A 22,158-nucleotide genomic window follows, 5' to 3' on the forward strand; every position below is an offset into this window, starting at 1 on the left:
CGGCAGGTGAAGCGGCCGGCCCAAGCGCCTACAGCTTGCGGAGGAACACCCGGTCGACGCCGTGTTCCGGCCCCTTCTGCAGGATGAGGGTCGCGCGGTGTCGCGTGGGCATGACGTTCTCGACGAGGTTCGGCATGTTGATCTCGTCCCAGTACTTCATGGCCGTCTCGACAGCCTCTTCATCGCTCAGGTGTGCGAAGACGTTGAAGTACGACGTGGGATTCGCGAACGCGCCGCGGCGGAGAGCCAGGAATCGCTCGACGAACCACCGCGCGATGTGCTCGGGTTCGGCATCGACGTAGACGGCGAAGTCGAACAACTCGCTGACGGCGACATCGTTCGGCGAAGCCGGCGGCTGCAGGACGTTCAGGCCCTCGACGATCACGACGTCGGGGCGCCGGACGACGACGCTCGCGTCGGGCACGATGTCGTAGCGCATGTGCGAATAAAAGGGCGCTCGGACCTCGGATGCGCCGCTCTTGACCTCCGTCAGGAAGCGGATCAGGGCGCGGCGGTCGTAGGACTCGGGGAAGCCCTTGCGGCTCATCAGTCCCCGGCGTTCGAGTTCGGCGTTGGGGAACAGGAATCCATCGGTCGTGACCAGCTCGACGCGGGGGGTGCCGGGCCAGCGGCTCATCAGTTCGCGCAGCAGGCGGGCGATCGTCGACTTTCCGACCGCGACCGAGCCCGCGACGGCGACGACGAAGGGCGTGGTGGTGTCGGGTTCGCCGAGGAATCCGCTCGTATCGACACCGAGACGCTTCGTCGCGTTGGCGTACAGGCTCAGTAACCGGCTGAGGGGAAGGTAGACGTCGCGCACCTCGTCGACGTCGAGGCGATCCCCGAGTCCGCGCAGCTGGACGATCTCTTTCTCGGACAGCGGTTGGGCCATCCCGGCCGCCGCGCGCGCCCATTCGGCGCGTTCGATTTCACGGTAGGGCGTCAGCAGTGACGTGTTCGTGGTCTCCTCGGCGGGCACCGTTCGATGCTATCGCGCCGGTCGGCAGAGCCTGTCCGTTAGACGGAGCCCGACCGCGCTACGCTTCACCGGTGCGCCTGGGAGTCCTCGACATCGGCTCGAACACCGTCCACCTGTTGGTCGCCGATGCGAGACCCGGGGGCCGGCCGCTCGGCACGACCAGCCACCGCACCGTGCTGCGGCTGATGCGCTACCTTGCGCCGGACGGATCGATCACGGAAGACGGCATCCGAGCGCTCGAGAGTGCTGTTTCCGAGGCACGCGATCATGCCGCCGCCGAGGCCGTCGACGAGTTGCTCGCGACCGCCACCTCGGCCGTGCGCGAGGCGACGAACGGCGCCGAGGTCATCGAACGGATCGAGGCGGCGCTCGGTCAGCCCCTCCAAGTGCTCGGCGGCGAGACTGAGGCGAGGTTCACGTTCCTCGCGGTGCGGCGGTGGTTCGGATGGTCGGCCGGACGCATCCTGCTCTTCGACATCGGCGGGGGTTCGCTCGAGCTCGCATCGGGTTCGGACGAGTTGCCCGAGCGCGCGGCATCCGTTCCTCTCGGCGCCGGACGGATGACGTTGGGGTTCTTCCCCGACGATCCGCCCGGCGAGGCCGCGGTCGATCGCCTGCGTGCCCATGCCGCCGACGTGCTCGCGCCGGTCGCCCGAGAATTCCGCGCACTCCCGAAGCCCGACCATGTCGTCGGGTCGTCGAAGGCGATCCGTTCGCTCGCGAAGCTCGCGGGCTATCCGATGCCCGGTTGGTCGGGAATCGACCGGATGGTTCTGCCCCGCGCCGCCCTCGCGTCGTGGATTCCGCGGCTCGCGCGCCTTCCCGCAAGCGCGCGGCAGGAGCTGCCGGGAATCACCGCCGACCGCACGATGCAGATCGTCGCGGGAGCGGTCGTGTTGCACGAGGCGATGACGGCGCTGCGCGTCGACGAACTCGAAGTGAGTCCGTGGGCCCTGCGCGAGGGCGTGCTGCTGAGGTATATCGAGTCGCTGACCTGGGGCTAACCGAGAAGCGCAATACCGTGCGTCATGTGGGATATCGGCCGATGTGACGCTAGTATCGGCCTCGGCGGGGGGAACGCCATCCCCGCCAGCCATTTCGGAGGTACCACGTGTCGACCGACGCACGCCGCGCCACCTCCGGCTCCGATAGCGACTCCGCGTCACCCCGAGGTCGAGCCTCTGAGGGCCGCGCGAACGAGACATCGAAAGCGCCCGAGACCACTTCCGTCCCGATCGCCGTGACGCAGGCTCAGCGCATCAAAGCGTTGAGCACGGCCGACCGTCACGCGGACATGCGCACGATGGTCACCACCGTCGGATTGCTCGGCGGGGCTCTCGCTCTCGCCGCAACAGCCCAGGCCGTCATCGTGCTCGGAATCGGCGATACGGCGGTCGGCGAGTCCGTGCCGTTCGGGTGGGATCTCGGTCGACGCATCTTCATCAACCTTTTGACGGTGATCTCGACCCTCGTCATCGTCAGCCAGCTGCGCATCGAGACGCGTCGCGCCCTGCCCGCGGCGGCCCTCGTCCTCACCGCCGGGGTCGGCGTTGCGGCGCTCCGCGCGGTGATGCAGATCGCGATCGGCGTCTACTCACAGAACGATGTGTTGCCCGCCCTCGCGGATGCCGCGGTTTCCGGCACCATGATCAGCCTGATCATCGCGTTCGCGGTCTTCGTGACGCGCTCGCAGCAGCGAGTCCGGCGGGCGGAACGAACATCTCACCTGCCCGCGGCGCAGAGTTCCCAGGCGCTGGTCCAGATGCTGCGCACGCAAACAAGGGGTCGCTACCGGCTGGCATCGAAGACACATGAGGCGCTCACGGAGCGATTCCAGCACGTTGCGCACGAGATTGCCGAGATCACCGCCGACGCGGATGGCCTCATGAAACTTCGCCTGCAGGCCGTGCAACACGAGTTAGCGGGTGTTGCGATTGACGGCCAGAAGGGCATCGCGTTGTTCAGCTATCCCGAGGCGTTGGAACACGGACTGATCCCCGCCGTTCGCGCCTTCATCGCGACGGTGCCGAACCCCATCGCCGTTCGACTGAGAGTCAGTGACTCCGCCGAGGTCCTCGCCGCTACGGGCACCGGGCCGTCGACGATCGACCGACGCGCCGTCCTGCTCCAGACGATCATCGAAGGCGTGCTGAACGCGCTGGAGTTCTGTCACGCACAGCGCATCGACATCACCATCGGCGTGGTCGCCGGAATGGTGCGCGTCTCGCTCACGAACGACGGCACCGGTAGCGCCGGTATGGCGGAGCCTCCCGGGCTCGACAGCCTGCGTCGCCAGGTGAGCGCAATCGGCGGGAGGCTCGAAGCCGAGATGCCCGCCGAGGGCGGGTGCAGCCTGATCATGTTCACGCCGCCCGTCGCCGCGAGCGCCTAGCGACTGAGCTCGCTAGAGAGCTAGGGCTGAGCGCACGACATCGGCCAGCTCGTCGGCGTGACGGCGGGCCGTTTCTTCGTCGGCGGCTTCGACCATCACGCGCACGAGCGGCTCGGTGCCCGAGGGACGCAGCAGCACACGACCGGAATCCCCGAGAGACGCGGATGCCGCGGCCACAGCAGCGATAACGTCCGGGTCCGTGTTGGCCCGTGAACGGTCGACGTCGCGCACATTGACCAGCACCTGCGGGAACACCGTCATGATCGACGCGAGTTCGGCGAGGGTCTTGCCCGTGCGCGCCATCTCAGCCACGAGGTGCAGACCCGTCAGCAGGCCGTCTCCGGTCGTGGCGTAGTCGCTCATGATGAGGTGCCCGGACTGCTCGCCGCCGAGCGAGTACCCGCCCCGGCTCATCTCTTCGAGCACGTAGCGGTCGCCGACGGCGGTCTGGAGCACGCGGATGCCTCGCTCCGCCATCGCCCGATGCAGGCCCAGGTTGCTCATGACCGTCGCAACGAGTGTGTTGTCGCGCAAGCGTCCACGTTCGTGGAGGGAGGCGGCGAGAATCGCCATGATCCGGTCACCGTCGATGATCTGCCCCGTGGCGTCGACCGCCAGGCACCGGTCGGCGTCGCCATCATGGGCTATTCCGACATCCGCTCCGTGTTCGAGCACAGCGGCGGCGAGCACGTCGAGGTGCGTCGAACCGACACCGTCGTTGATGTTCCAACCGTCCGGGTCGGCACCGATCACGACGAGTTCGGCGCCCGCATCGCGGAACGTCTCGGGCGAGACACCGGATGCGGCGCCGTGGGCGCAGTCGAGCACAACCTTGACGCCCTCGAGCCGCTGGGGCAGAGAGGCCAGGAGGTGCATGACGTAGCGGTCTTCGGCATCCGAGAATCGCGCGATGCGCCCGACGTCCGCGCCGGTGGGCTGGAGCTTGGGACCCGACATCGCCTGCTCGATGCGTTGCTCGACGGCGTCGGGCAGCTTCATGCCTCCGCGGGCGAAGATCTTGATGCCGTTGTCGGGCGCCGGATTGTGTGAGGCCGAGACCATGACACCGAAGTCGGCGTCACGATCGGCGACGAGGAAGGCGAGTGCCGGGGTCGGCAGAACGCCGGCCTCGAGCACATCGACACCCGACGAGGCGAGTCCTGCGGCGACCGCGGCGGTCAGGAATTCTCCCGACACACGCGGGTCGCGCGCGACCACGGCCGTCAGACGACGTCCCTGTGCACGGCGCGCCTCGGCGGTGCGACCTTGACCGAGGACGACTGCTGTCGCCTGGGCAAGCGAAAGTGCAAGGTCGGCGGTCAGGGTCCCGTTTGCGAGACCCCGAACGCCGTCCGTGCCAAAAAGCGGCATCGGAGCGCTGACCGCTGGTTAGCGCTTCGAGTACTGAGGCGCCTTACGGGCCTTCTTGAGTCCGGCCTTCTTGCGCTCCTTGACGCGAGCGTCGCGCGAGAGGAATCCGGCCTTCTTGAGGGTGGCGCGGTTGTTCTCGATGTCGATCTCGTTGAGCGAACGCGCGATGCCGAGGCGCAGTGCGCCGGCCTGACCCGAGGGTCCACCGCCCGAGATGCGGGCGATGACGTCGTAGGCGTCGGTGAGGTTGAGGACCGTGAACGGGTCGGTGACGAGCTGCTGGTGCAGCTTGTTCGGGAAGTAGTCCTCGAACGCGCGGCCGTTGACCGTGATCGTGCCCGAGCCGGGGACGATGCGCACGCGGGCGATGGCCTGCTTGCGACGGCCCACGGCTGCGCCGGGAACGGTCAGGACGGGACGCTCGGCTGCGACGGCTGCTGCCGTCTGGTCAGCGGGCGTCTCGGTCGAGTAGCTCTGGGGGGCCTCGTCAGTCGAGGAAGTGGAGTCGGAGATGTTCGCCACGAGTATGTCCTTTGAAAGTGAGTGCGGCGCTTACTGGGCGACCTGGTCGAGGGTGTACGTCTTGGGCTGCTGGGCAGCGTGGGGGTGCTCGGCACCCCGGTAAACCTTGAGCTTGCCCAGCTGTGCGCGACCGATGCTGTTCTTGGGCAGCATCCCGCGGATCGCCTTTTCGACGGCACGCTCGGGGTTCTTGTCCATGAGCTCGCCGTAGGTGACGGACTTGAGTCCACCCGGGTAGCCCGAGTGGCGGTAGGCCTTCTTCTTCTCGAGCTTCTGACCCGTCAGCGCGACCTTGTCGGCGTTGACGATGATCACGAAGTCACCGGTGTCCATGTGGTTGGTGAAGGTGGGCTTGTGCTTGCCGCGCAGGAGCGCTGCAGCGTGGCTCGCGAGGCGGCCGAGAACGACGTCGGTCGCGTCGATGATGAGCCACTCGCGCTGGATCTCGCCAGCCTTGGGGGTGTACGTGCGCGTCACAGTAGTGCTGCTTTCTTGTTCGAACGGAGATGTTCGTGAATCCCGCTCCGGGGTTGTTGTCTCCAGACGGATGTCCGGGCAACGAGCCAGTGGAGGGCTCACGTTCGCGGTAGCCAGGCCAGCAGGGCACAGGCACCAAGGGATCAGCTTAGCGCAGGCCGGGGCCGCGGCCAAACGCACGGGTCCGCGGCTCGTGCGCCTAGGCCAGGAGCGTTCCCGTCAGCGCAAGCAGCACATAGGTGCCGTTGAACACCATGTGCACGAGGAGGGCGCCCCAGATCCGCCCCGTGAGCAAGACGAGCAGTCCTACAACGAGGCCGACGAGCGTGAAGACAACGGCGTCGTCCCAGCCGACGGCACCCGAGATTCCGTGTGCCAGGACGAACACGCCCGTCGTGACGACCAGGGCGATGAACGCGGCGAAGCCCTTGCCGAAAGCGCGGCGCACGACCGTAAAGATCGCTACGAGCAGTACGCCTCGGAAGAAGAGCTCTTCGATCGTCGGTCCGATGATCACCGGCGTCAGAGCTTCGGTGAACCACCAGTCGGGGGTCAGTGACCCATTGACCGTCGGGTACGACGGGAAGGCGCCGCTCGCCCCCGCTGCCACGTCGAGCCAACCCTGCACCACCCGCAGGGCGCCGCCGAGGACGACGCCGTAGAGCAGGTCGACCCACCGAAACCGCAGCAGCATCCGGGGTCGCGAACGCGAGAACGCCAGCACGATCGGCACCAGCATGCCGGCCCACATGACGAGAGGCGCGATCAGTCCGCCGCCCAGGGTGGGCGCGAGAGTGCTGAGAGCGGATGATCCGAGGATGCCGGCCCCGAACGACAACATCGTCCAGCCGAGCAAGTCGTACCCCCAGCGTCGGACGGTGCTGCCCCCCTCGCGCCAGTCACGCGCAGGCCGACGACGGCGACGCCGCTCGGCTGTCGCGGATCGACCTTCCGCCGCACCCTCTGCGTCGATCTGCGACAGTGGAATCGAGCGCGGAGTCGAACGCGAGGCATCCGTTTCGCCCACGGTCGGCGCGTCGCTAGGCTCAGTGGGCACGCTGCCACGTTACCCGGGAGGCCCCTCGTCATGCTCGAGTTGCTGACGGTGTGCACGGGCAACATCTGCCGCTCTCCCCTGGCCGAGTCGCTGTTGCGCGAACGTCTCGCGCCTCTCGACGTGCGCGTGAGTAGTGCGGGCACGCGGGCGCTCGTCGGGTCGGGCATGACCCCCGAGGCGCAGCGGCTCGCGGTTGATCTGGGCGTTCCGGATGCGGCCGCACACCGGGCTCGACACCTGACCGAGGGGTTGCTCGAGACCCCCGACCTGATTTTCGCGATGTCACGCGAGCATCGGCGGGTCATCGTCGATCTCGCGCCGCGTCGGCTCCGCGCGACCTTCACCGTTCGCGAGTTCGCGCGCTTGGCACAGCACGCGACCGATGAGTCGATCGCCCGCGCCGTCGCCGACGCGACGGATACGCGTGACGCGCTTCGCCTGGCGGTGGCTCACGTGTCCGCGATGCGGAGCGAGGTGGAACCGCCGGCGGATGCTTCGGACGACGACGTGATCGACCCATACCGCCGCTCGTGGAAGACGTACGAGTTGTCGGCATCACAGCTGGTGCCCGCGGTGGATGAGGTCGTGCGGGTGCTGCGGATCGCTCTCGCCTGAGCCGCAGCATCCTCTTTCGGGTACATGCGGGGGAATAGTTACCCGCGGCGCCTAGTTGGCCCGTGCGGGAACCTACCCGTTCACAATCGAGGAGCACCATGATCACCGCGCACGCGAACCCCGCCCCGACCGAGGCCCCGATCTTGGATGTGTTGGCCGAGCGGTGGAGCACGCGTGTTTATGACGCGGATGCTCCGCTCGACGAGTCCGCGCTGCAGAGCGCACTCGAGGCGGCACGGTGGACTCCCTCGGCGAACAACACGCAGCCGTGGCGCTTCATCGTCGCGCGTCGCGGAACGCCCGAGTTCGAGACGGTGCACACCGCGCTGCGCGGGTTCAATCAGTCGTGGACGGCCGCAGCATCCGCTCTCGTCGTGTTCGTCGCCGAGACCGAGACTGAGGACGGCAAGCCGCTGCGCATGGCCGCCTATGACCTCGGCCAGGCGGCCGCGCACTTCACCGTGCAGGCGCACGCGAGTGGTCTGCACACCCATCAGATGGGTGGTTTCGACGGCCAGGCGATCGCGGATGCGTTCGGGCTCGATTCCCGCTTTGTGCCGATGACGGTCATGTCGGTGGGTTCGCTGGGCGACATCAAACAGGTGGACGAGGACGTGCGTGAGCGCGAGCTCGCACCGCGTTCGCGCCACTCGGTGAGCGATCTGGTGCTCGTCGGCGCGTAACCCCGCACCCGCTCGGTGAGCGAGCGCGGCGGGTCGAAACGCCGCTCCCCAACCCCGCTCGTTGAGCGAGCGCAGCGAGTCGAAACGCCCACATCGCGATCCGACCGCCGCGAAGTCGACGGATGTCTGGCAGCATCGCCGTTGTGATTGCAACGCCGCTCCCACCAACCCTGTCGTTCCTGTTCCGTCTCGAGGTCCAGGTTGGTGCACCGGTCGACCTGGGTGTCGTCGGGGGTGAACACCGCCGGATCGTCCCGATTCTGTCGGGCACCATCGAGGGCCCTGAGATTCGGGGGACGGTGTTGGATGGTGGGGCGGATTTCCAGGTGCTGCACCCTGACGGGCGCCAGATGCTCGAGGCAAGGTACGGCATCGAGACCGACGACGGTGTGCGGATGTATGTCGAGAATCGTGGGCTTCGCGCCGGTTCCGCCGAGGATCTCGGTCGCATCGCAAAGGGTGAGCGGGTCGATCCGGCGCGGATCTATTTCCGTTCGCAGCCGCAGCTCTTCGCGCCGGCGGGCCCCTGGGAGTGGCTGAATTCGCGGATGTTCGTCGGGGTCGGCGAGCGGGCACCGTTGGGCGTGCGGCTGGACGTCTTCGTCATCGACTGACGCTCCCCCGCTTACGCCGACACTCGCTTGCGCCGGCCACACCCCTCGCCTCACGCCGGACACAGCAGACCGCACGCCGGGCGCTCCTCCCCCCGCCGCACACACCTCACCCCGTTCCGGCCCAACTTCGGTGCCCCATGACCGCACCGACGCGCGCTCTTTGCCGTAGCCGCGACCCCGCGGCCGGGCGCCATCTTCGCTCCGGATCCCACCAGGCAGGTCCGCGCACGTGTGGCACCCCGTCGATCATCACGACGGACCAGCCCGATGTTGGCAACGTTCGATGGTGAACCCAACACAATAGGACTCCGTTGTCCGTATGCGTTGGGCCTCCGAGTGCATGGTCTGTGACGTGGTGGATTTCACACCACCCGGCCGGCACGTGGCAGCCGGGGATGACGCATCCTCCGTCGCGCAGACTGATCGCCTTACGCTGAATGGCGTTGAAGACCCGATCGGTCACGCTCAGGCCGACGATCCGGCCCCGATCGTTGCATGTGACGCGCTGGATGCTTCCGCAGCACGCGGCCCGCTCCGCAACCCCGATGCCGACCGGCTCATTGATGCCCTCGACCTCCACCCATCCGGTTCCCGCGACGACGTCCTCTTCGCGGGCGTAGACGACGAGGGTCGGCGCTCCCCCACCCACCGTCGGCAGCTCGCCCGACCGAGCCGCGACGTCGAGTGACGTCGCCAGGGCATCGTGCATCTTCTGAGCATGCGTCCGGGTGTCGCGTGGCTCGCCGACAGCATCGCCCGAATCACCAACGCCCACACCATCCGCAACGAAGCCGACCCCACCCCGCACCTTCGGGTTCGACAGTGAGTCGCAGTTGCGCTGCCACTGCGCCGCGACCTCGGCGAGCACATCGCCGCTCACTCGCGCGAGCCCGTCGCGCACGGGTCCCACGGTTAATCCGCGCCGCCGCATCGCGGATGCCTCGACCGGCTCCGCGCCGTCCTGATCGAGCACGCTCGCCCACACCTGCGCGAGCACCCGCAATTCTTGCGCCGACGCCTGCGGGCCGGACTCCACCGCACCCGTCGCGACATCGCGCGTCACACCCAACGCGGCCTCCCCCAACGCCGCGTCGGCGAGCAGCAGAGCGTCGCGGTCGATGCGACCGGATGCCTCGACCAGAACGGACGCCGCAACCACCCCGTCGCTTCCCACCGCCCCAGCGATCATCGCGTCACGAACCGCGGGCAGCGTCGCCGGCAGCCACTCCCCCGACGTCATCGAACGCTCACGGTGCACCACCCCGGCCGCCCGCACGATCGCCCCGGCCGACGCCCCCGACATTCGGGTCGTCCGCTGCACGACCTCCGACACCGAGCCACACCCCGCGCGCGTCGTCATCCGCTCATCCCGCGGACCCTCCGAGCGGCCGCGCACCACATCGGTCGCCTCAACCAAGAACCCCTCGATCCGCCGCAGGATCGATCCCGCAACCGCCATCGCCTCGAGAACGAGAGCATCGGATGCCTCGTGCACAGCATCGCTCGCGAACACCGGCGCGAGGGCCGCGGCGAGGGCAGCATCCACGTCGCGAAGGGCGTCGAGGGCGGGTTTCATGTCTCCATTCTGACGAGGGTCACCGACATTGACGGCCCGCAGAACGGCCAGATCAGGCATCCAAAAGAAACTTGTGGACAACCCCGAAACGCCCCGCCTGTGGAGGAAGGATTGGCTCCGCCTTCCCGTGGCCACCGCTTCCCCGCACACCGCGCGCACAACCGTCGCGAGCGCCCCTTTTCGCGCGAATGCTTGACCGCGGGGACCTCGGTGTGAAGGTAATGGGACTCGGCACGAAAGACACGCACGCCCACGCTCGACCCGAAGAGACTCAGGGCATCATGACGAAGTCGTCCCGCGCGTCCAAACCTTTCCACGCTCGACCCTCTCCCGCGATCGACCCCTCCCGCGCATCCAAGCCGTTCCGCGCGTCCAAAGCCGGCGACTCATCGAACCCGGCGAGCGCGCCCAAACCGAGCTCACCCAAACCCGGCCCGCCGCCCAAACCCAAACCCGGCCCACCCCAACCGATATCGGGCACGAGCATCGGGTGACCCCCCCAGCAGTGGGGTAGCGCCACCTCACTCTTTGCCATCACGATCGCCCTCATGACGCTGCTGGCCGTGCACGTGCTTCCCACCCAGGTGCGCGTTCTGCATGATCCGGTGAGCAGCTATCGGCTGACCCCGTACCGTCCGTGGACCATCGTGTCGAAGGTGAGCCTGTCGATCGCCGCGGGCGGAACGATCATCGGGCTCGCAGGGCTGCTGGGACGGCATGCTGTCGTCGCGTGCGTACTGCTCGCCTTGTTCGCGATCTCGACGGCACTCCTCACGATCATGCCGATGGATGCCCGGGACACCGCGTCAACGACGGGCGGCCGCGTTCACAACGCCCTGGCCTTCATCGGCTTCGCTTCGGTGACCGCCGCCGCTTTGGTCGTGGGCAGCGCCCTCCTTGAAGCAGGGTTCGACGAGGCGGCGATATGGTCGACGGTGCTGGGCGGCGTCATGGCCGTCGGCGCGGCGGGTCTACTCATCGGCGCCGCGGCCCAGCGGACGAACCTGTTCGGGCTCTTCGAGAGGCTGATCTACGCGGGCTTCATCCTCTGGTTCATCCTGATCGGAATCACCGAGTTCTGACGCGGCGCGCGAGGGTGCCCGTTCCCCCTCCCGAGGGTGCCCGTTCCCACGCGCGAGGGTGCCCGTTCCCCCTCCCGAGGGTGCCCGTTCCACCCCGCGAGGGTGCCCGTTCCCCGCCCGAGGGTGCCCACTCCCACCAGAGGGAGGGATGTCTCGTCGGCACCGGCGCGCCTCGGACCCGGGGCTCGAGCCCTCGCGTTTCAGCCCTAGGGTGTGAGGCATGGCAGCGACCCCCGGCGACGACACCGATGAGCGAATGACGCTCGAACTCGGCCGACGGATCAGCGTGCTGCGCAAGCAACGCGGCCTGACGCTCGTGGCTCTCGCCGCCCGCACCGATCTCTCGCAGCCCTTCCTCAGTCAGATCGAACGAGGTCGTGCCCGGCCGAGCATGCCGTCCCTGCACCGCCTGGCTTCAGCCTTAGGGACAACCACCCCCGCCCTCCTTTCCGGTGGCGAGCATGCGCACGGTTCGGCGGCCGAGATAGATGATGACGACGTGAGCCTGGTGCGGGTCGGCCAGGGCTCGATGGTCACTCAGTCGAACGGGCAGGCCAAGGCCCTGGTCGTCGGCGAGCGCGCTATGTACCCCCTCGAGTTCGTCACGAACGTCACCGAGTTCGAGGACTATTACCAGCATGCGGGCGCCGAATTCATCTACGTGATCTCGGGTCACCTCGAGGTCGACCTCGCCGAGAGAGGGATTCACCGGATCGGCCCGGGCGACACGCTCTACTTCGCGGGCGACGTGCGGCATCGGTGGCGAGTCGTGGGCCTCTGGCCCGCCCGCTTGCTGGTCACGCAGGCCGGTACGAGCACTGCCGTCGACAATATTGGCAGCGAGCATATTTAGCTCTGTCCAGACATTCACGGGGCCGCAATTGCGGCGAAATGCCTTCGTAACATCCTGAGCGGATATTGATCTAGTCAATATTTATTCAGGAGGACCGATGTCCGGCGCAACGCTCGACTTCCGTGATGTCGCCATGCGATTCCCCAACGGGACCGTCGCACTCGACGACGTCAACCTGTCGATCCGACCCGGGGAGTTTGTGGCGCTGCTCGGGCCCTCGGGATGCGGCAAATCGACGTTGCTGCGCCTCGCGTCCGGGCTCGACACGGCGACATCGGGCCGCACCGAGACCGGTACCGACCGCATCGGCTACGTGTTCCAGGACGCGACTCTCCTTCCATGGCTGAGCGTCGAGCGGAACGTCGCCCTGTTCGGAGAACTCGACCATCTGCCGGCGTCCGAGCTTTCAGGGCGGGTCACGCACGCCCTCGACATGGTGGGGCTGACGAAGTTTGCCAAGCACCTGCCGCACCAGCTCTCGGGCGGCATGCGCATGCGCACGTCTCTGGCTCGGTCGTTGGTCAACAACCCGGCACTGTTCCTGTTCGATGAACCGTTCGGCGCGCTCGACGAGTTCACACGCGAGAAGCTCAACGACGACGTGCGCGCCCTCTGGCTCGAAGACCGGTTCACGGGGGTCTTCGTTACGCACTCGATCGCCGAGGCCGTCTACATGGCCACACGCGTGGTCGTGATGGGAGCATCGCCCGGCCGGATCATCGGCGAATACGACGTGCCGTTCGGCGACGAACGCGACGAGCACACGCGCTACTCCCCCGAGTTCGCCGAGCTCTCGGGCGAGATCTCGGATCTCCTGAAAGCGGCAATGGTATGAGTCGCACGGTTATGAGTGGGACCGGCAAGGGCCGGACGGGCGTCAAGCGCTGGTCCTGGAAGTCCATCCTGCTCCCCGTCGCGTTCGCGACCGCGGTGCTCGCCCTCTGGTACCTCACGAGCGCGTTCCTGCTCGCCCCGTCCAAACGGTTCATCCTCCCGATGCCGCACGAGATCCTTGTCGTCGCATTCCTCGATCCCAACAACTTCGGCGATCTGCTGCGGCAGCTGGGCACCACGGCCGTCGTCGCGATGACCGGGCTCGCGATCGCGACCGTGATCGGCATCACGACCGCTGTGCTCATGAGCCAGGCCAAATGGGTCGAGACAACCCTTTACCCGTATGCGGTCGCCCTCCAGAGCGTGCCGATCCTCGCGCTCGTACCGCTCATCGCGTTCGCGCTGGGATACGGGTTCGGCAGCCGCATCCTCGTCGTGATACTGATCTCGCTGTTCCCGATCATCACGAACACCCTGTTCGGCCTGCATTCGGCGAACGCGCAGATGAAGGACCTGTTCCGCCTCAAGCGAGCCAGTCGATGGACGATCCTCTGGCGACTGCAGTTTCCCGCGGCCCTGCCCGCGCTCTTCACCGGTCTGCGCATCTCGGCGGGCATGGCCGTCGTCGGAGCGATCGTGGCGGACTTCTTCTTCCGTCAGGGCAACTCCGGCATCGGACTCGCGATCGACACGTACCGCAATCGCCTCGATGGCGAGATGTTGTACGGCGCGATCCTGCTGGCGTCCTTCTTCGGGCTCGCGGTCTTCTGGCTCTTCGGCGTGCTCTCGCGACTCGTCGTCGGCAGTTGGTATCAGCCCGAGTCACGCTGACCCGCACCATCCCGTCCCGCACCATCCCGAACCGCACTATCCCATCCCGTCCCACCCGCACCCACCCGAATCACCTGGAGAGATCACATGAACCGCACCCGCTTTCTCGTGCCCACCGTCGGAGTCGGGGCGGCCCTCGCGCTCGTCCTGGGCGGATGCAGCAGCACGCCCACGGCGCAGGACGCCGAGGCTGTCGGCGGTGAGGGCGCGCTCGGCGCCTGCCCCGCGACGGTCGTGCTGCAGACGAACTGGTTTCCCGAGCCTGAGCACTCCGCGGCCTACGCCCTGATCGATCCGGCTGAGGCGACGACCGATCCCGACGCCGGCATCTACTCGGGCCCGGCCATCGCCGACCCCGACATCACGATCGAGGTGCGCTCGGGTGGTCCGTTCATCGGGTTCCAGCAGTCCACCGCGCTGCTCTACTCGGACGACTCGATCATGCTCGCCATGATCGACACCGACGAGTCGGTCAAGCTCTCGGCCGACCAGCCGACGAAGGCCGTGTACACACCCCTGCAGATCAACCCGCAGATCCTGCTGTGGGACCCGGAGCGGTACTCGTTCGACGAGATCTCCGACATCGCCGCCAGCGACGCGACGGTTCTGTACTTCCAGGGCGCGACCTACATGGACTACCTGATCGCGCAGGGCGACGTGACCGCCGAGCAGGTGGACGGATCATTCGACGGGTCAGTCACGCGCCTCGTCGCCGACGAGCCTGTCGTGATGCAGGGCTACATCACACAGGAGCCCTACCGCCTGAAGGTCGACTTCCCCGACTACGGGCGCGACGTCGATTCGTTCCTCATCGCCGACTCGGGGTACGACATCTACCCGGCCGCGTGGTCGGGCAAGCCCGAGGTCGTCGAGGCGCAGTCCGAGTGCCTCGCGCAGCTCGTCCCCGCGATGCAGCAGGCGCAGATCGACTACATGGAAGACCCCGAGCCGGTCAACCAAGCGATCGCGGACTACCTCGTCGAGATCGACCAGTTCTTCCAGGTGACACCCGAGTTGGGTGCCGAAATCCACCGCGTGATGAAGGACGAGGGCATCGTCGCCGACGGCACGGACGGAGTGTTCGGTTCCTTCGATGCCGAGCGGATGGAGCGGATGACCGCGCTGCTCGCCGACATCTACGCCGAGTCCGGCGTCGACATCGCCGCGGACCTGACGGCGGAAGACATCTACACGAACGAGTTCCTCGACCCGAGCATCAGCTACGCGGGCTGACCGGACGGTGGGTGGCGTCCGCGCGGCGCCACCCACACCCGCCGCCGCTCCACAGAACTCTCATCCATCGACGAGTCCCGTCCCACCGAGCGCCCGCCCCACGCGATCGAAAGCTGCATCATCATGACCCTCCCCACGTTCACTCCGACGGCAAAGACATCGACATCGACATCGACATCGACGCCGACAATCGCGTCGATCACCCCGTACCCCCTGCGCCTGCGCACCGACTACGCCGAGATGACGCTGTTCCTCGTGCGCGTCGAGACGAGCGACGGCGTCGTCGGCTGGGGCGAGAGCTGCGACAGCTTCGGCATCTCGTACCCGACGGTGCTCGCGCGTTTCGTGGAGGATGTCTGGGGTCCGGTCGCATCCGGCATGTCCAGCACTGCCGCCCTCACCGCGCTCGGCACGAAGCGCCGAGCCGTTGCGCGGACGCTTGGCTTCAGCCACTCGGCCGCTCAGTCGCTCAGCGCGGTCGACATCGCGATCCGTGATGCCCAGGCCCGCGCCGCAGGTGTCTCGCTGTCGCCCGTCGAGGGGCGCGTGAGCGAGCGCCTGCGCGTCTACGCCGGCAACAGTCACTTCCTCGAGTCGCGCGACGCGGGCGGGCACGTCGAGCTCCTGGCTCCTCTGCTCGAGCGCGGGGTTTCAATGGTGAAGATGCGCATCGGCCCCGATTGGCGCTCGGCGATGCGCGTGCTCACGGACCTCCGAACCGAGTTGCCGGACATCGACCTCATGGTCGATGGCAGCGAGCTGTTCTCCGTCGCCGAGTCTCTCGAGATGGCCGTTCGCTTAGCCGATCTGCGCGTCAGTTGGTTCGAAGAGCCGGTGTCTGCCGCGCGGCTTCCCGCGATCGCGCGGATCGCGGCGGCCTCCCCCGTGCCTGTCGCCTACGGCGAGCACCTGTTCAGCACCGAACACATGCTCGACACGATGGATGCCGCGGCCATCTCGGTCGTTCAGCCCGATGCATCCATCTGTGGCGGGATGGCCGAGGCCGACCTGATGGCGCGAACGGCCCTCGGCCGCGGGGCGCGCGTCGTGATGCACACGCACGGCAGCCCCGTGACGTTCGCAGCCAACGCGATCGTCGCCTCGGCGATCCCGGGCATCGACCTGATCGAGTACCCGTTCCACCTCTCGCCGATGCTCGAGCGCGTCGCGCCCGGCGCGGGCTTCGGCGTGACGTCCATCGTGGACGGGACGATCGCTGTGCCGACGGGCCCCGGGCTCGGCATCGATGTGGACGTCGACGTCATCGAGGCGGGGCGCCGGGCGTTCCTCGACTCCTGACTAGCGTGGAATCGTGAACATGTCCTCACCCCAGCGCGTGCTCGTGACCGGATCCCGCGGCAAGGTCGGCCGTCATGTCGTGGCCGCCCTCGTCGCGGCCGGGTTCGATGTGCGGGCGACCGATATCGCCCGGCCCGTATACGACGCCGACGACTCGAACGCCGTCCCCTACGTGCAGGCCGACCTGACGGATGCCGGTGATGCGTTCGCCGTCGTCCGCGACGTGGACGCGGTCGTGCACACGGCCGGCATCCCCGAACCGACCAAGAACGTGGCGCACGTGGTGTTCGCCACGAACACGCAGTCGACGTTCAACGTGATCGAGGCCATGCAAGCCCGCGGCATCCGGCGCCTGATCAACCTGTCGAGCGACTCGGTGTCGGGCATGACCTGGGCGCACCGTCCGTTCGTCGGCTCGTTCTGCCCGATCGACGAGTCACATCCCGATCTCGCGCACGATGCGTATGGGATGTCGAAGCGCGTCACCGAGCTGCTGTGCGACGGCTTCGTGGCCCGCGCGGAGAAGGGCGCGTCGGCCGTTTCGATCCGTCCCACGTGGGTTCTGACGCCCGAGACGTACGCGGCGAACCTGCGGCCGTTCTTCGACGACCCCGACCTGCCGAGTGCGGTGTTCTGGGCTTATATCGACGTGCGAGACCTCGCCGAACTCGTCGTGGCGTGCGTCCGCACCCCGACCCCCGGGCACGAGGTCGTCTACGCCGCCGCGGCCGACAACATCGGCGGGCGTGACCTGCTCGCGAGTGTGGCGCGCCTGCATCCCGAGGTCGAGCTGCGCCCCGTGTCGCGCGTGGATGCGAGCGGCATCGACTCGTCAAAGGCCACTCGCCTGTTCGACTGGACGCCGTCTCGATCGTGGCGCGATCATCTCGCCCCGGACGGCACCCCCTTTTCCCACCCCGCGCCCTGAGGCGCCGCACGATCATCGGATCCACCCCATGACGGACTACGTCGACGCCGGCGGCGTGCACATCGCGCGTCCCCTCTACGACTTCATCACAAACGAAGCGCTCGATCCGGATGCCTCGGTCACTGCATTCTGGGCGGGTTTCGCCGCGATCGTCCACGACCTGTCGCCTCGCCGTGTCGGCCTGCTGGCCGAGCGCGACCGGCTGCAAGCGGCGATCGACGAGTGGCACCGCGACGCACGCAGCACCGGCACCGGCGACGCCAGCGGCAGCGGCACCGATCCAGCCCGATACCGCGCGCACCTCGAACAGATCGGCTACCTCGTGCCTGCGGTCGATCCCGCATCGATCACGACGACGAACGTCGCGCCCGAGCTGGGCGAGCTCGCCGGCCCGCAGCTCGTCGTGCCCGTCACCAATGCCCGCTATGCCCTGAACGCCGTGAACGCACGGTGGGGTTCGCTTTACGACGCGCTGTATGGCACGGATGCGCTCGCGCCCGTGGATCCTGCGGCATCCGGATACGACATCGAGCGGGGTGACCGCGTGGTCGCTCACGTGCGCGACCTGCTGGATGAGTTTGTCCCACTCATCGAGGGCAGCCACCAAGGATCGAGGGCGTACGCGGTGGTCGACGGCGAGCTCGAGATCACCAGCGCGGACGGACGCGTGACGAATCTCGCCGACCCCGCACAGTTCCGCGGGTATCGCGGGCACCCCGAGGCACCGAGCGCCGTACTGCTCGCGCGGCACGGTCTGCATCTCGAGCTGCAGTTCGATGGCGAGTCGCCGGTCGGGTCGCGTGACTCGGCATCGCTCAGCGACGTGCTGCTCGAGTCTGCGCTCAGCACGATCGTGGACTTCGAGGACTCGGTCGCCACGGTCGATGCCGATGACAAGGTCGCCGCGTACCGCATCTGGCTGGGTCTGAATCGGGGCGACCTCACGCACGCGTTCGAGAAGCAGGGACGGGTGATCGAGCGCAGACTCGCGCCCGACCGCGAGTACCGGAGCCCGGCCGGTGCGCCGCTGACCCTGTCGGGTCGTTCGCTCATGCTCGTCCGCAACGTGGGGTTGCACATGTCGACCGATGCCGTGATCGACGCGGCCGGTCAACCGGTAAGCGAGACGATCGTGGATGCGGTCGTGACGACGCTGTGCGCTCGGTCGGCCGGCACCCTCGCATCTCTCCCGGTCGTGATCCCGAAGCTGCACGGGCCCGCCGAGGTGGCGTTCGTCGTCGAGCTCTTCGGACGCGTCGAGGCTCTGCTCGGTCTGGCTCCCGAGACGCTGAAGCTCGGGCTGATGGACGAAGAGCGGCGGACGTCGGCCAACCTGGCCGCGTGTCTGGCCGAGGCCCGATCGCGGCTGGTCTTCGTCAACACCGGCTTTCTCGATCGCTCGGGTGACGAAATCCACACGTCGATGCAGGCCGGGCCGTTCGTGCCCAAGGGCGAGTTGCGCGAGCAGCCGTGGATGCGCGCATACGAACGCCGCAACGTCTCGTCGGCACTCGCGGCCGGGTTCGGTGGGCGCGCTCAAATCGGCAAAGGCATGTGGGCGATGCCCGATCGGATGGCCGCGCTGCTGGCCCAGAAGATCGCTCATCCGCAGGCCGGGGCATCCACCGCGTGGGTTCCCTCGCCGACCGCGGCGACCCTCCACGCCCTGCACTATCTGCGGGTGGACGTTTTTGCGCGTCAAGAGGTGCTGGCGGCCGAACCGATCGATCCGCTCGACGATCTGCTGACGATTCCGGTTGGCGATCCGGCGTCGTGGGCGGCGGATGCGGTTCAGCGCGAGCTCGAGAACAATCTGCAGTCGATCCTCGGTTATGTGGTGCGATGGGTCGATCAGGGCGTCGGATGCTCGACAGTTCCGGATATCGAAGGTGTGGGGTTGATGGAAGATCGCGCGACCCTGCGCATCTCGAGTCAGCACGTGGCGAACTGGCTGGTTCACGGGGTGGTCACTGACGATCAGGTGCGCCGGACGATGGAGCGGATGGCCGAGGTCGTCGATACGCAGAACTCTGGCGATGCGGGGTACCGACCGATGGGCCCAGACCTGGCGTCGAGCCTGGCTTATGCCGCGGCTATCGAGCTCGTGTTCGGCGGAACGTCCGCCTCGAACGGGTACACCGAGCCGGTGCTGCACCGCTTCCGCCGCGCGGCGAAGGGCCGGGACCGCTTCCGCGACGACGCCGCGGACAAGCCGATCCCCCCGCGAGTCTGAGGGCAGAGAGCGCGGCTTGTGATGCGGCTATCGCGATCGCCGAAGTAGTTGGCCTTCGGGCACTCCATCCTGCCGACGGAGCCTCTCGGGTGGGGCGCCTCCGTGTCGGCTCTCGGCGACGCGCACTCTTTGCTGGAGTCGCGACCCCGCGGCGGGTCGCCATCTTCGCTCCGGATCCCACCACGCGGGCCCTCTCACGTGCGGTACACCGTCGATCATCATGATCGACCAGCCCGATGTGGGCAACGTTCGATGGTGAACCCAACACAATAGGACTCCGTTGTCTGTGTGGGTCGGGCCTCCGAGCGCATGATCTGTCGCGTGATGGATTTCACACCACCCCGCCGGTACATGGCAGCCGGGGATGACGCATCCGCCGTCGCGCAGACTGATCGCCTTGCGCTGGATGGCGTTGAAGACCCGATCGGTGACGCTGAGGCCGACGATCCGGCCCCGGTCGTCGCAGGTGACGCGCTGGATGCTTCCACAGCACCCCACCCGCTCCGCAAGCCCGATCCCGACCGGCTCATTGATGCCCTCGACCTCGGCCCATCCGGTTCCCGCGAGAACATCTCCTTCGCGGGCGTAGACGACGAGGGTTGGCGCACCGCCACCCACCGTCGGAAGCTCTCCCGAGCGCGCCGCGACGTCGAGTGACGTTGCCAACGCGTCGTGCATCTTCTGCGCACGCGTCCGGGTGTCGCGAGGCGCGGTGATCACATCGTCCACACCAGCACCCTCCACACCACCAGCGCCCTCATCACCGTCAGCGCCCTCACCATCCGGCGCGAACCCGACCCCGGCCCCGCCCCGCACCCTCGGGTTGGACAGCGCGTCGCAGTTCCGCTGCCATTGCGCGGCGACCTCCGCGAGCACATCGCCGCTCACCCGCGCCAATCCGTCACGCACCGGCCCGACGGTCAAACCGCGCCGCCGCATCGCCGACGCCTCGACCGGCTCCGCGCCATCCTGATCCAACACACTCGCCCACACCTGCGCCAGCACCCGCAACTCCCCCGCCGACGCATGCGGGCCGCTCTCGGCCGCCCCGGTCGCGGCATCTCGCGTGATCCCCCGGGCGGCCTCCCCGAGCGCCGCGTCCGCGAGGAGCAGCGCGTCGCGATCGACCCGCCCGGATGCCTCGACGAGCACGGACGCCGCAGCCACCCCGTCGCTGCCCACCGCCCCCTCGATCATCGCGGCGCGCAGCCCGGGCAGCATCGCCGGCAGCCACTCCCCCGACGTCATCGAACGCTCCCGATGCACCGCCCCGGCGCCACGCATCAGAACCCCAGCCGAGGCCCCCGACATCCGCGTCGTCCGCTGCACCACCTCAGAGAGGGAAGCGCACCCAACTCGCGTCGTCATTCGCTCATCCCGCGGACCCTCCGAGCGCCCGCGCACGACATCGGTCGCCTCGATCAACAACCCCTCGACTCGTCGCAGGATCGATCCCGCGACCGCCATCGCCTCGAGCACGGAGTCGTCGGATGCTTCGTGCAGGGCGTCGCCCGCGAACACCTGCGCGAGGGCCGCGGCGAGCGCAGTATCCACCTCGCGGAGGGCGTCGAGAGCCGGTTTCATTTCTCCATTCTGACGAGGGCCACCGACATTGCCGGCCCGCAGAACGGCCAGATCAGGGATCTAAACGAAACGTGTGGATAACTCGAAAACTCCCTGCCTGTGGAGGAAGGATAGGGCACCGAACGCTGCCCTTTGACGCCGCACAGGTGCTAGTGTCGTCAATATTGATTACGCATAAGCAATGGGAGTGAACATGGCTGCGAAGACCGTGGGAATCGCCGTAGCAGACGATCTCCGCCCGGCGCTCGACGAGGTCGTCGAACACTTCGGACACGGCAACCGAAGCGAGTTTCTGCGGCTCGCCGTGCGGGACTATCAGGGGCGGCTCCGACTCGAGCGGATGCACGCACTTCGCGATCGAGCGCGCGCCGAGCGCGGCGGGCGACGCTATTCGTCCGACGAAGTGCTGGAGCTGATCCGCAACACCGCCGCGTCGTGATCGACCCGTCGTGATTGATCCCGCAACGGCGGTCGTCTTCGACGTCAACGTCTATCTCGACTACATCCTGGGCGACGACGGCAGCTGGCCGCTGATGCCCGATGTACCGCCGACGACCGCGAACCCGTCAGCGGACGCAGTCTCGCTGGCGTTCGCAAGCCAGTTCCGCCTTTTCACTTCTCCGCACATCCTGCGCAACATCGCTCGGGTGATGCGCGAAACGGGCCACGACGAATCGACCGTAGAAGACTTCGTCGCCGCCGTAGCCGAGATGTGTGAGTTCTTGGGCGGTGCGGTCATCGAACCCGAAGAACTCGACCACGGCGTCAGCGACCACGAAGACAATCTGATCATCGCGCTCGCCAAGGATGCCGCGGTCGATGCGCTGATCATTGTGACGAGCGACCATGATCTTCTCGAGCTAGGACCCGCCTGGCACGGGCGGCTGATCATGCGTCCGCGCGAATTCAGCAGTCGAGTCGTCGCCCGATAACCACGTGGCGCTCAACAGCCCCGCTCTTTGAGCGTGCGCACCACCGCCCGTTGAGCGAGCGCA

Annotated in this window: 22 protein-coding genes; 15 read left to right on the forward strand and 7 right to left on the reverse strand. The window is 67.6% G+C overall.

Annotated elements, in window-relative coordinates:
* Positions 1–28: 28 nt before the first annotated feature.
* The gene (gene coaA, locus CGU34_RS13510; protein ID WP_100814379.1) at positions 29–979 is read right to left on the reverse strand and encodes a type I pantothenate kinase; all 951 of its coding nucleotides are present in this window, start codon (positions 977–979) and stop codon (positions 29–31) included.
* A gap of 71 nt (positions 980–1,050) precedes the next feature.
* Here coaA and CGU34_RS13515 point away from each other — a divergent pair, with 71 nt between their 5' ends.
* Positions 1,051–1,983 (forward strand): Ppx/GppA phosphatase family protein, encoded by a 933-nt coding sequence (locus CGU34_RS13515; protein ID WP_036298053.1) that lies wholly within the window; start codon positions 1,051–1,053, stop codon positions 1,981–1,983.
* Between the two features lie 107 nt (positions 1,984–2,090).
* Positions 2,091–3,371: a hypothetical protein gene (locus tag CGU34_RS13520; protein ID WP_100814380.1), complete on the forward strand. Its 1,281-nt coding sequence runs from the start codon at positions 2,091–2,093 to the stop codon at positions 3,369–3,371.
* 12 nt (positions 3,372–3,383) lie between these two features.
* Here CGU34_RS13520 and glmM read toward each other — a convergent pair whose 3' ends face one another.
* From glmM to CGU34_RS13540, 4 genes are all read right to left on the reverse strand, one after another.
* Positions 3,384–4,742 (reverse strand): phosphoglucosamine mutase, encoded by a 1,359-nt coding sequence (gene glmM, locus CGU34_RS13525; protein WP_100814381.1) that lies wholly within the window; start codon positions 4,740–4,742, stop codon positions 3,384–3,386.
* An 18-nt stretch (positions 4,743–4,760) separates the two neighbouring features.
* Positions 4,761–5,264: a 30S ribosomal protein S9 gene (gene rpsI, locus CGU34_RS13530; protein WP_051513354.1), complete on the reverse strand. Its 504-nt coding sequence runs from the start codon at positions 5,262–5,264 to the stop codon at positions 4,761–4,763.
* A gap of 30 nt (positions 5,265–5,294) precedes the next feature.
* Positions 5,295–5,741, reverse strand: coding sequence for a 50S ribosomal protein L13 (gene rplM / locus CGU34_RS13535; RefSeq protein WP_036298056.1), 447 nt, complete (start codon positions 5,739–5,741; stop codon positions 5,295–5,297).
* 199 nt (positions 5,742–5,940) lie between these two features.
* Entirely contained in the window at positions 5,941–6,798 is an 858-nt protein-coding gene (locus CGU34_RS13540) for a CPBP family intramembrane glutamic endopeptidase (RefSeq protein WP_157811319.1), read from the reverse strand.
* A 30-nt stretch (positions 6,799–6,828) separates the two neighbouring features.
* On the opposite strand from CGU34_RS13540, the gene CGU34_RS13545 reads away from it, so the two are divergent.
* From CGU34_RS13545 to CGU34_RS13555, 3 genes are all read left to right on the forward strand, one after another.
* Positions 6,829–7,413, forward strand: coding sequence for an arsenate reductase/protein-tyrosine-phosphatase family protein (locus tag CGU34_RS13545; RefSeq protein ID WP_100814383.1), 585 nt, complete (start codon positions 6,829–6,831; stop codon positions 7,411–7,413).
* Positions 7,414–7,511: 98 nt separating this feature from the next.
* Positions 7,512–8,096: a nitroreductase family protein gene (locus CGU34_RS13550; protein WP_100814384.1), complete on the forward strand. Its 585-nt coding sequence runs from the start codon at positions 7,512–7,514 to the stop codon at positions 8,094–8,096.
* A 122-nt stretch (positions 8,097–8,218) separates the two neighbouring features.
* On the forward strand, positions 8,219–8,710 hold the full coding sequence (locus tag CGU34_RS13555; protein ID WP_036298059.1) for a DUF3237 domain-containing protein: 492 nt from the start codon (positions 8,219–8,221) through the stop codon (positions 8,708–8,710).
* Positions 8,711–8,816: 106 nt separating this feature from the next.
* Here CGU34_RS13555 and CGU34_RS13560 read toward each other — a convergent pair whose 3' ends face one another.
* The gene (locus CGU34_RS13560; RefSeq protein ID WP_157811320.1) at positions 8,817–10,286 is read right to left on the reverse strand and encodes an HNH endonuclease signature motif containing protein; all 1,470 of its coding nucleotides are present in this window, start codon (positions 10,284–10,286) and stop codon (positions 8,817–8,819) included.
* A 539-nt stretch (positions 10,287–10,825) separates the two neighbouring features.
* On the opposite strand from CGU34_RS13560, the gene CGU34_RS13570 reads away from it, so the two are divergent.
* From CGU34_RS13570 to CGU34_RS13605, 8 genes are all read left to right on the forward strand, one after another.
* Positions 10,826–11,368: a DUF998 domain-containing protein gene (locus tag CGU34_RS13570; protein WP_269800309.1), complete on the forward strand. Its 543-nt coding sequence runs from the start codon at positions 10,826–10,828 to the stop codon at positions 11,366–11,368.
* Between the two features lie 220 nt (positions 11,369–11,588).
* Entirely contained in the window at positions 11,589–12,221 is a 633-nt protein-coding gene (locus tag CGU34_RS13575) for a helix-turn-helix domain-containing protein (protein ID WP_100814388.1), read from the forward strand.
* Positions 12,222–12,318: 97 nt separating this feature from the next.
* Entirely contained in the window at positions 12,319–13,056 is a 738-nt protein-coding gene (locus tag CGU34_RS13580; protein ID WP_100814389.1) for an ABC transporter ATP-binding protein, read from the forward strand.
* On the forward strand, positions 13,053–13,886 hold the full coding sequence (locus CGU34_RS13585; protein WP_198517809.1) for an ABC transporter permease: 834 nt from the start codon (positions 13,053–13,055) through the stop codon (positions 13,884–13,886). Before CGU34_RS13580 ends, CGU34_RS13585 begins: the two co-directional genes overlap by 4 nt.
* An 87-nt stretch (positions 13,887–13,973) precedes the next feature.
* Positions 13,974–15,119 carry a nitrate ABC transporter substrate-binding protein gene (locus CGU34_RS13590; RefSeq protein WP_100814391.1) on the forward strand — a complete coding sequence of 382 codons (1,146 nt, stop codon included), beginning with the start codon at positions 13,974–13,976 and terminating at the stop codon, positions 15,117–15,119.
* Positions 15,120–15,242: 123 nt separating this feature from the next.
* Positions 15,243–16,418, forward strand: coding sequence for a mandelate racemase/muconate lactonizing enzyme family protein (locus tag CGU34_RS13595; protein ID WP_100814392.1), 1,176 nt, complete (start codon positions 15,243–15,245; stop codon positions 16,416–16,418).
* A gap of 19 nt (positions 16,419–16,437) precedes the next feature.
* Positions 16,438–17,346, forward strand: a complete 909-nt coding sequence (locus CGU34_RS13600) for an NAD-dependent epimerase/dehydratase family protein (protein ID WP_100814393.1) — start codon at positions 16,438–16,440, stop codon at positions 17,344–17,346.
* 28 nt (positions 17,347–17,374) lie between these two features.
* Positions 17,375–19,579 (forward strand): malate synthase G, encoded by a 2,205-nt coding sequence (locus CGU34_RS13605; RefSeq protein ID WP_100814394.1) that lies wholly within the window; start codon positions 17,375–17,377, stop codon positions 19,577–19,579.
* Between the two features lie 27 nt (positions 19,580–19,606).
* On the opposite strand, the gene CGU34_RS13610 is transcribed toward CGU34_RS13605, so the two are convergent.
* Positions 19,607–21,163: an HNH endonuclease signature motif containing protein gene (locus CGU34_RS13610; RefSeq protein ID WP_100814395.1), complete on the reverse strand. Its 1,557-nt coding sequence runs from the start codon at positions 21,161–21,163 to the stop codon at positions 19,607–19,609.
* Positions 21,164–21,356: 193 nt separating this feature from the next.
* On the opposite strand from CGU34_RS13610, the gene CGU34_RS13615 reads away from it, so the two are divergent.
* Entirely contained in the window at positions 21,357–21,602 is a 246-nt protein-coding gene (locus CGU34_RS13615) for a ribbon-helix-helix domain-containing protein (protein WP_157811321.1), read from the forward strand.
* 10 nt (positions 21,603–21,612) lie between these two features.
* On the forward strand, positions 21,613–22,095 hold the full coding sequence (locus tag CGU34_RS13620; protein WP_100814397.1) for a PIN domain-containing protein: 483 nt from the start codon (positions 21,613–21,615) through the stop codon (positions 22,093–22,095).
* Positions 22,096–22,158 lie beyond the last annotated feature (63 nt).

Source organism: Microbacterium lacus (genome assembly GCF_002812805.1).
GTDB classification, from domain to species: domain Bacteria; phylum Actinomycetota; class Actinomycetes; order Actinomycetales; family Microbacteriaceae; genus Microbacterium; species Microbacterium lacus_A.

Excerpts from the sequence above, each read along its gene's own strand:
- CGU34_RS13575 (WP_100814388.1), top strand. The coding sequence starts at position 11,589 with ATGGCAGCGACCCCCGGCGACGACACCGATGAGCGAATGACGCTCGAA.
- CGU34_RS13610 (WP_100814395.1), bottom strand. The coding sequence starts at position 21,163 with ATGAAACCGGCTCTCGACGCCCTCCGCGAGGTGGATACTGCGCTCGCC.
- glmM (WP_100814381.1), bottom strand. The coding sequence starts at position 4,742 with ATGCCGCTTTTTGGCACGGACGGCGTTCGGGGTCTCGCAAACGGGACC.
- CGU34_RS13605 (WP_100814394.1), top strand. The coding sequence starts at position 17,375 with ATGACGGACTACGTCGACGCCGGCGGCGTGCACATCGCGCGTCCCCTC.
- CGU34_RS13545 (WP_100814383.1), top strand. The coding sequence starts at position 6,829 with ATGCTCGAGTTGCTGACGGTGTGCACGGGCAACATCTGCCGCTCTCCC.
- CGU34_RS13550 (WP_100814384.1), top strand. The coding sequence starts at position 7,512 with ATGATCACCGCGCACGCGAACCCCGCCCCGACCGAGGCCCCGATCTTG.
- CGU34_RS13580 (WP_100814389.1), top strand. The coding sequence starts at position 12,319 with ATGTCCGGCGCAACGCTCGACTTCCGTGATGTCGCCATGCGATTCCCC.
- CGU34_RS13585 (WP_198517809.1), top strand. The coding sequence starts at position 13,053 with ATGAGTCGCACGGTTATGAGTGGGACCGGCAAGGGCCGGACGGGCGTC.
- CGU34_RS13600 (WP_100814393.1), top strand. The coding sequence starts at position 16,438 with ATGTCCTCACCCCAGCGCGTGCTCGTGACCGGATCCCGCGGCAAGGTC.
- CGU34_RS13595 (WP_100814392.1), top strand. The coding sequence starts at position 15,243 with ATGACCCTCCCCACGTTCACTCCGACGGCAAAGACATCGACATCGACA.
- CGU34_RS13555 (WP_036298059.1), top strand. The coding sequence starts at position 8,219 with ATGTCTGGCAGCATCGCCGTTGTGATTGCAACGCCGCTCCCACCAACC.
- CGU34_RS13560 (WP_157811320.1), bottom strand. The coding sequence starts at position 10,286 with ATGAAACCCGCCCTCGACGCCCTTCGCGACGTGGATGCTGCCCTCGCC.
- CGU34_RS13615 (WP_157811321.1), top strand. The coding sequence starts at position 21,357 with ATGGCTGCGAAGACCGTGGGAATCGCCGTAGCAGACGATCTCCGCCCG.
- CGU34_RS13590 (WP_100814391.1), top strand. The coding sequence starts at position 13,974 with ATGAACCGCACCCGCTTTCTCGTGCCCACCGTCGGAGTCGGGGCGGCC.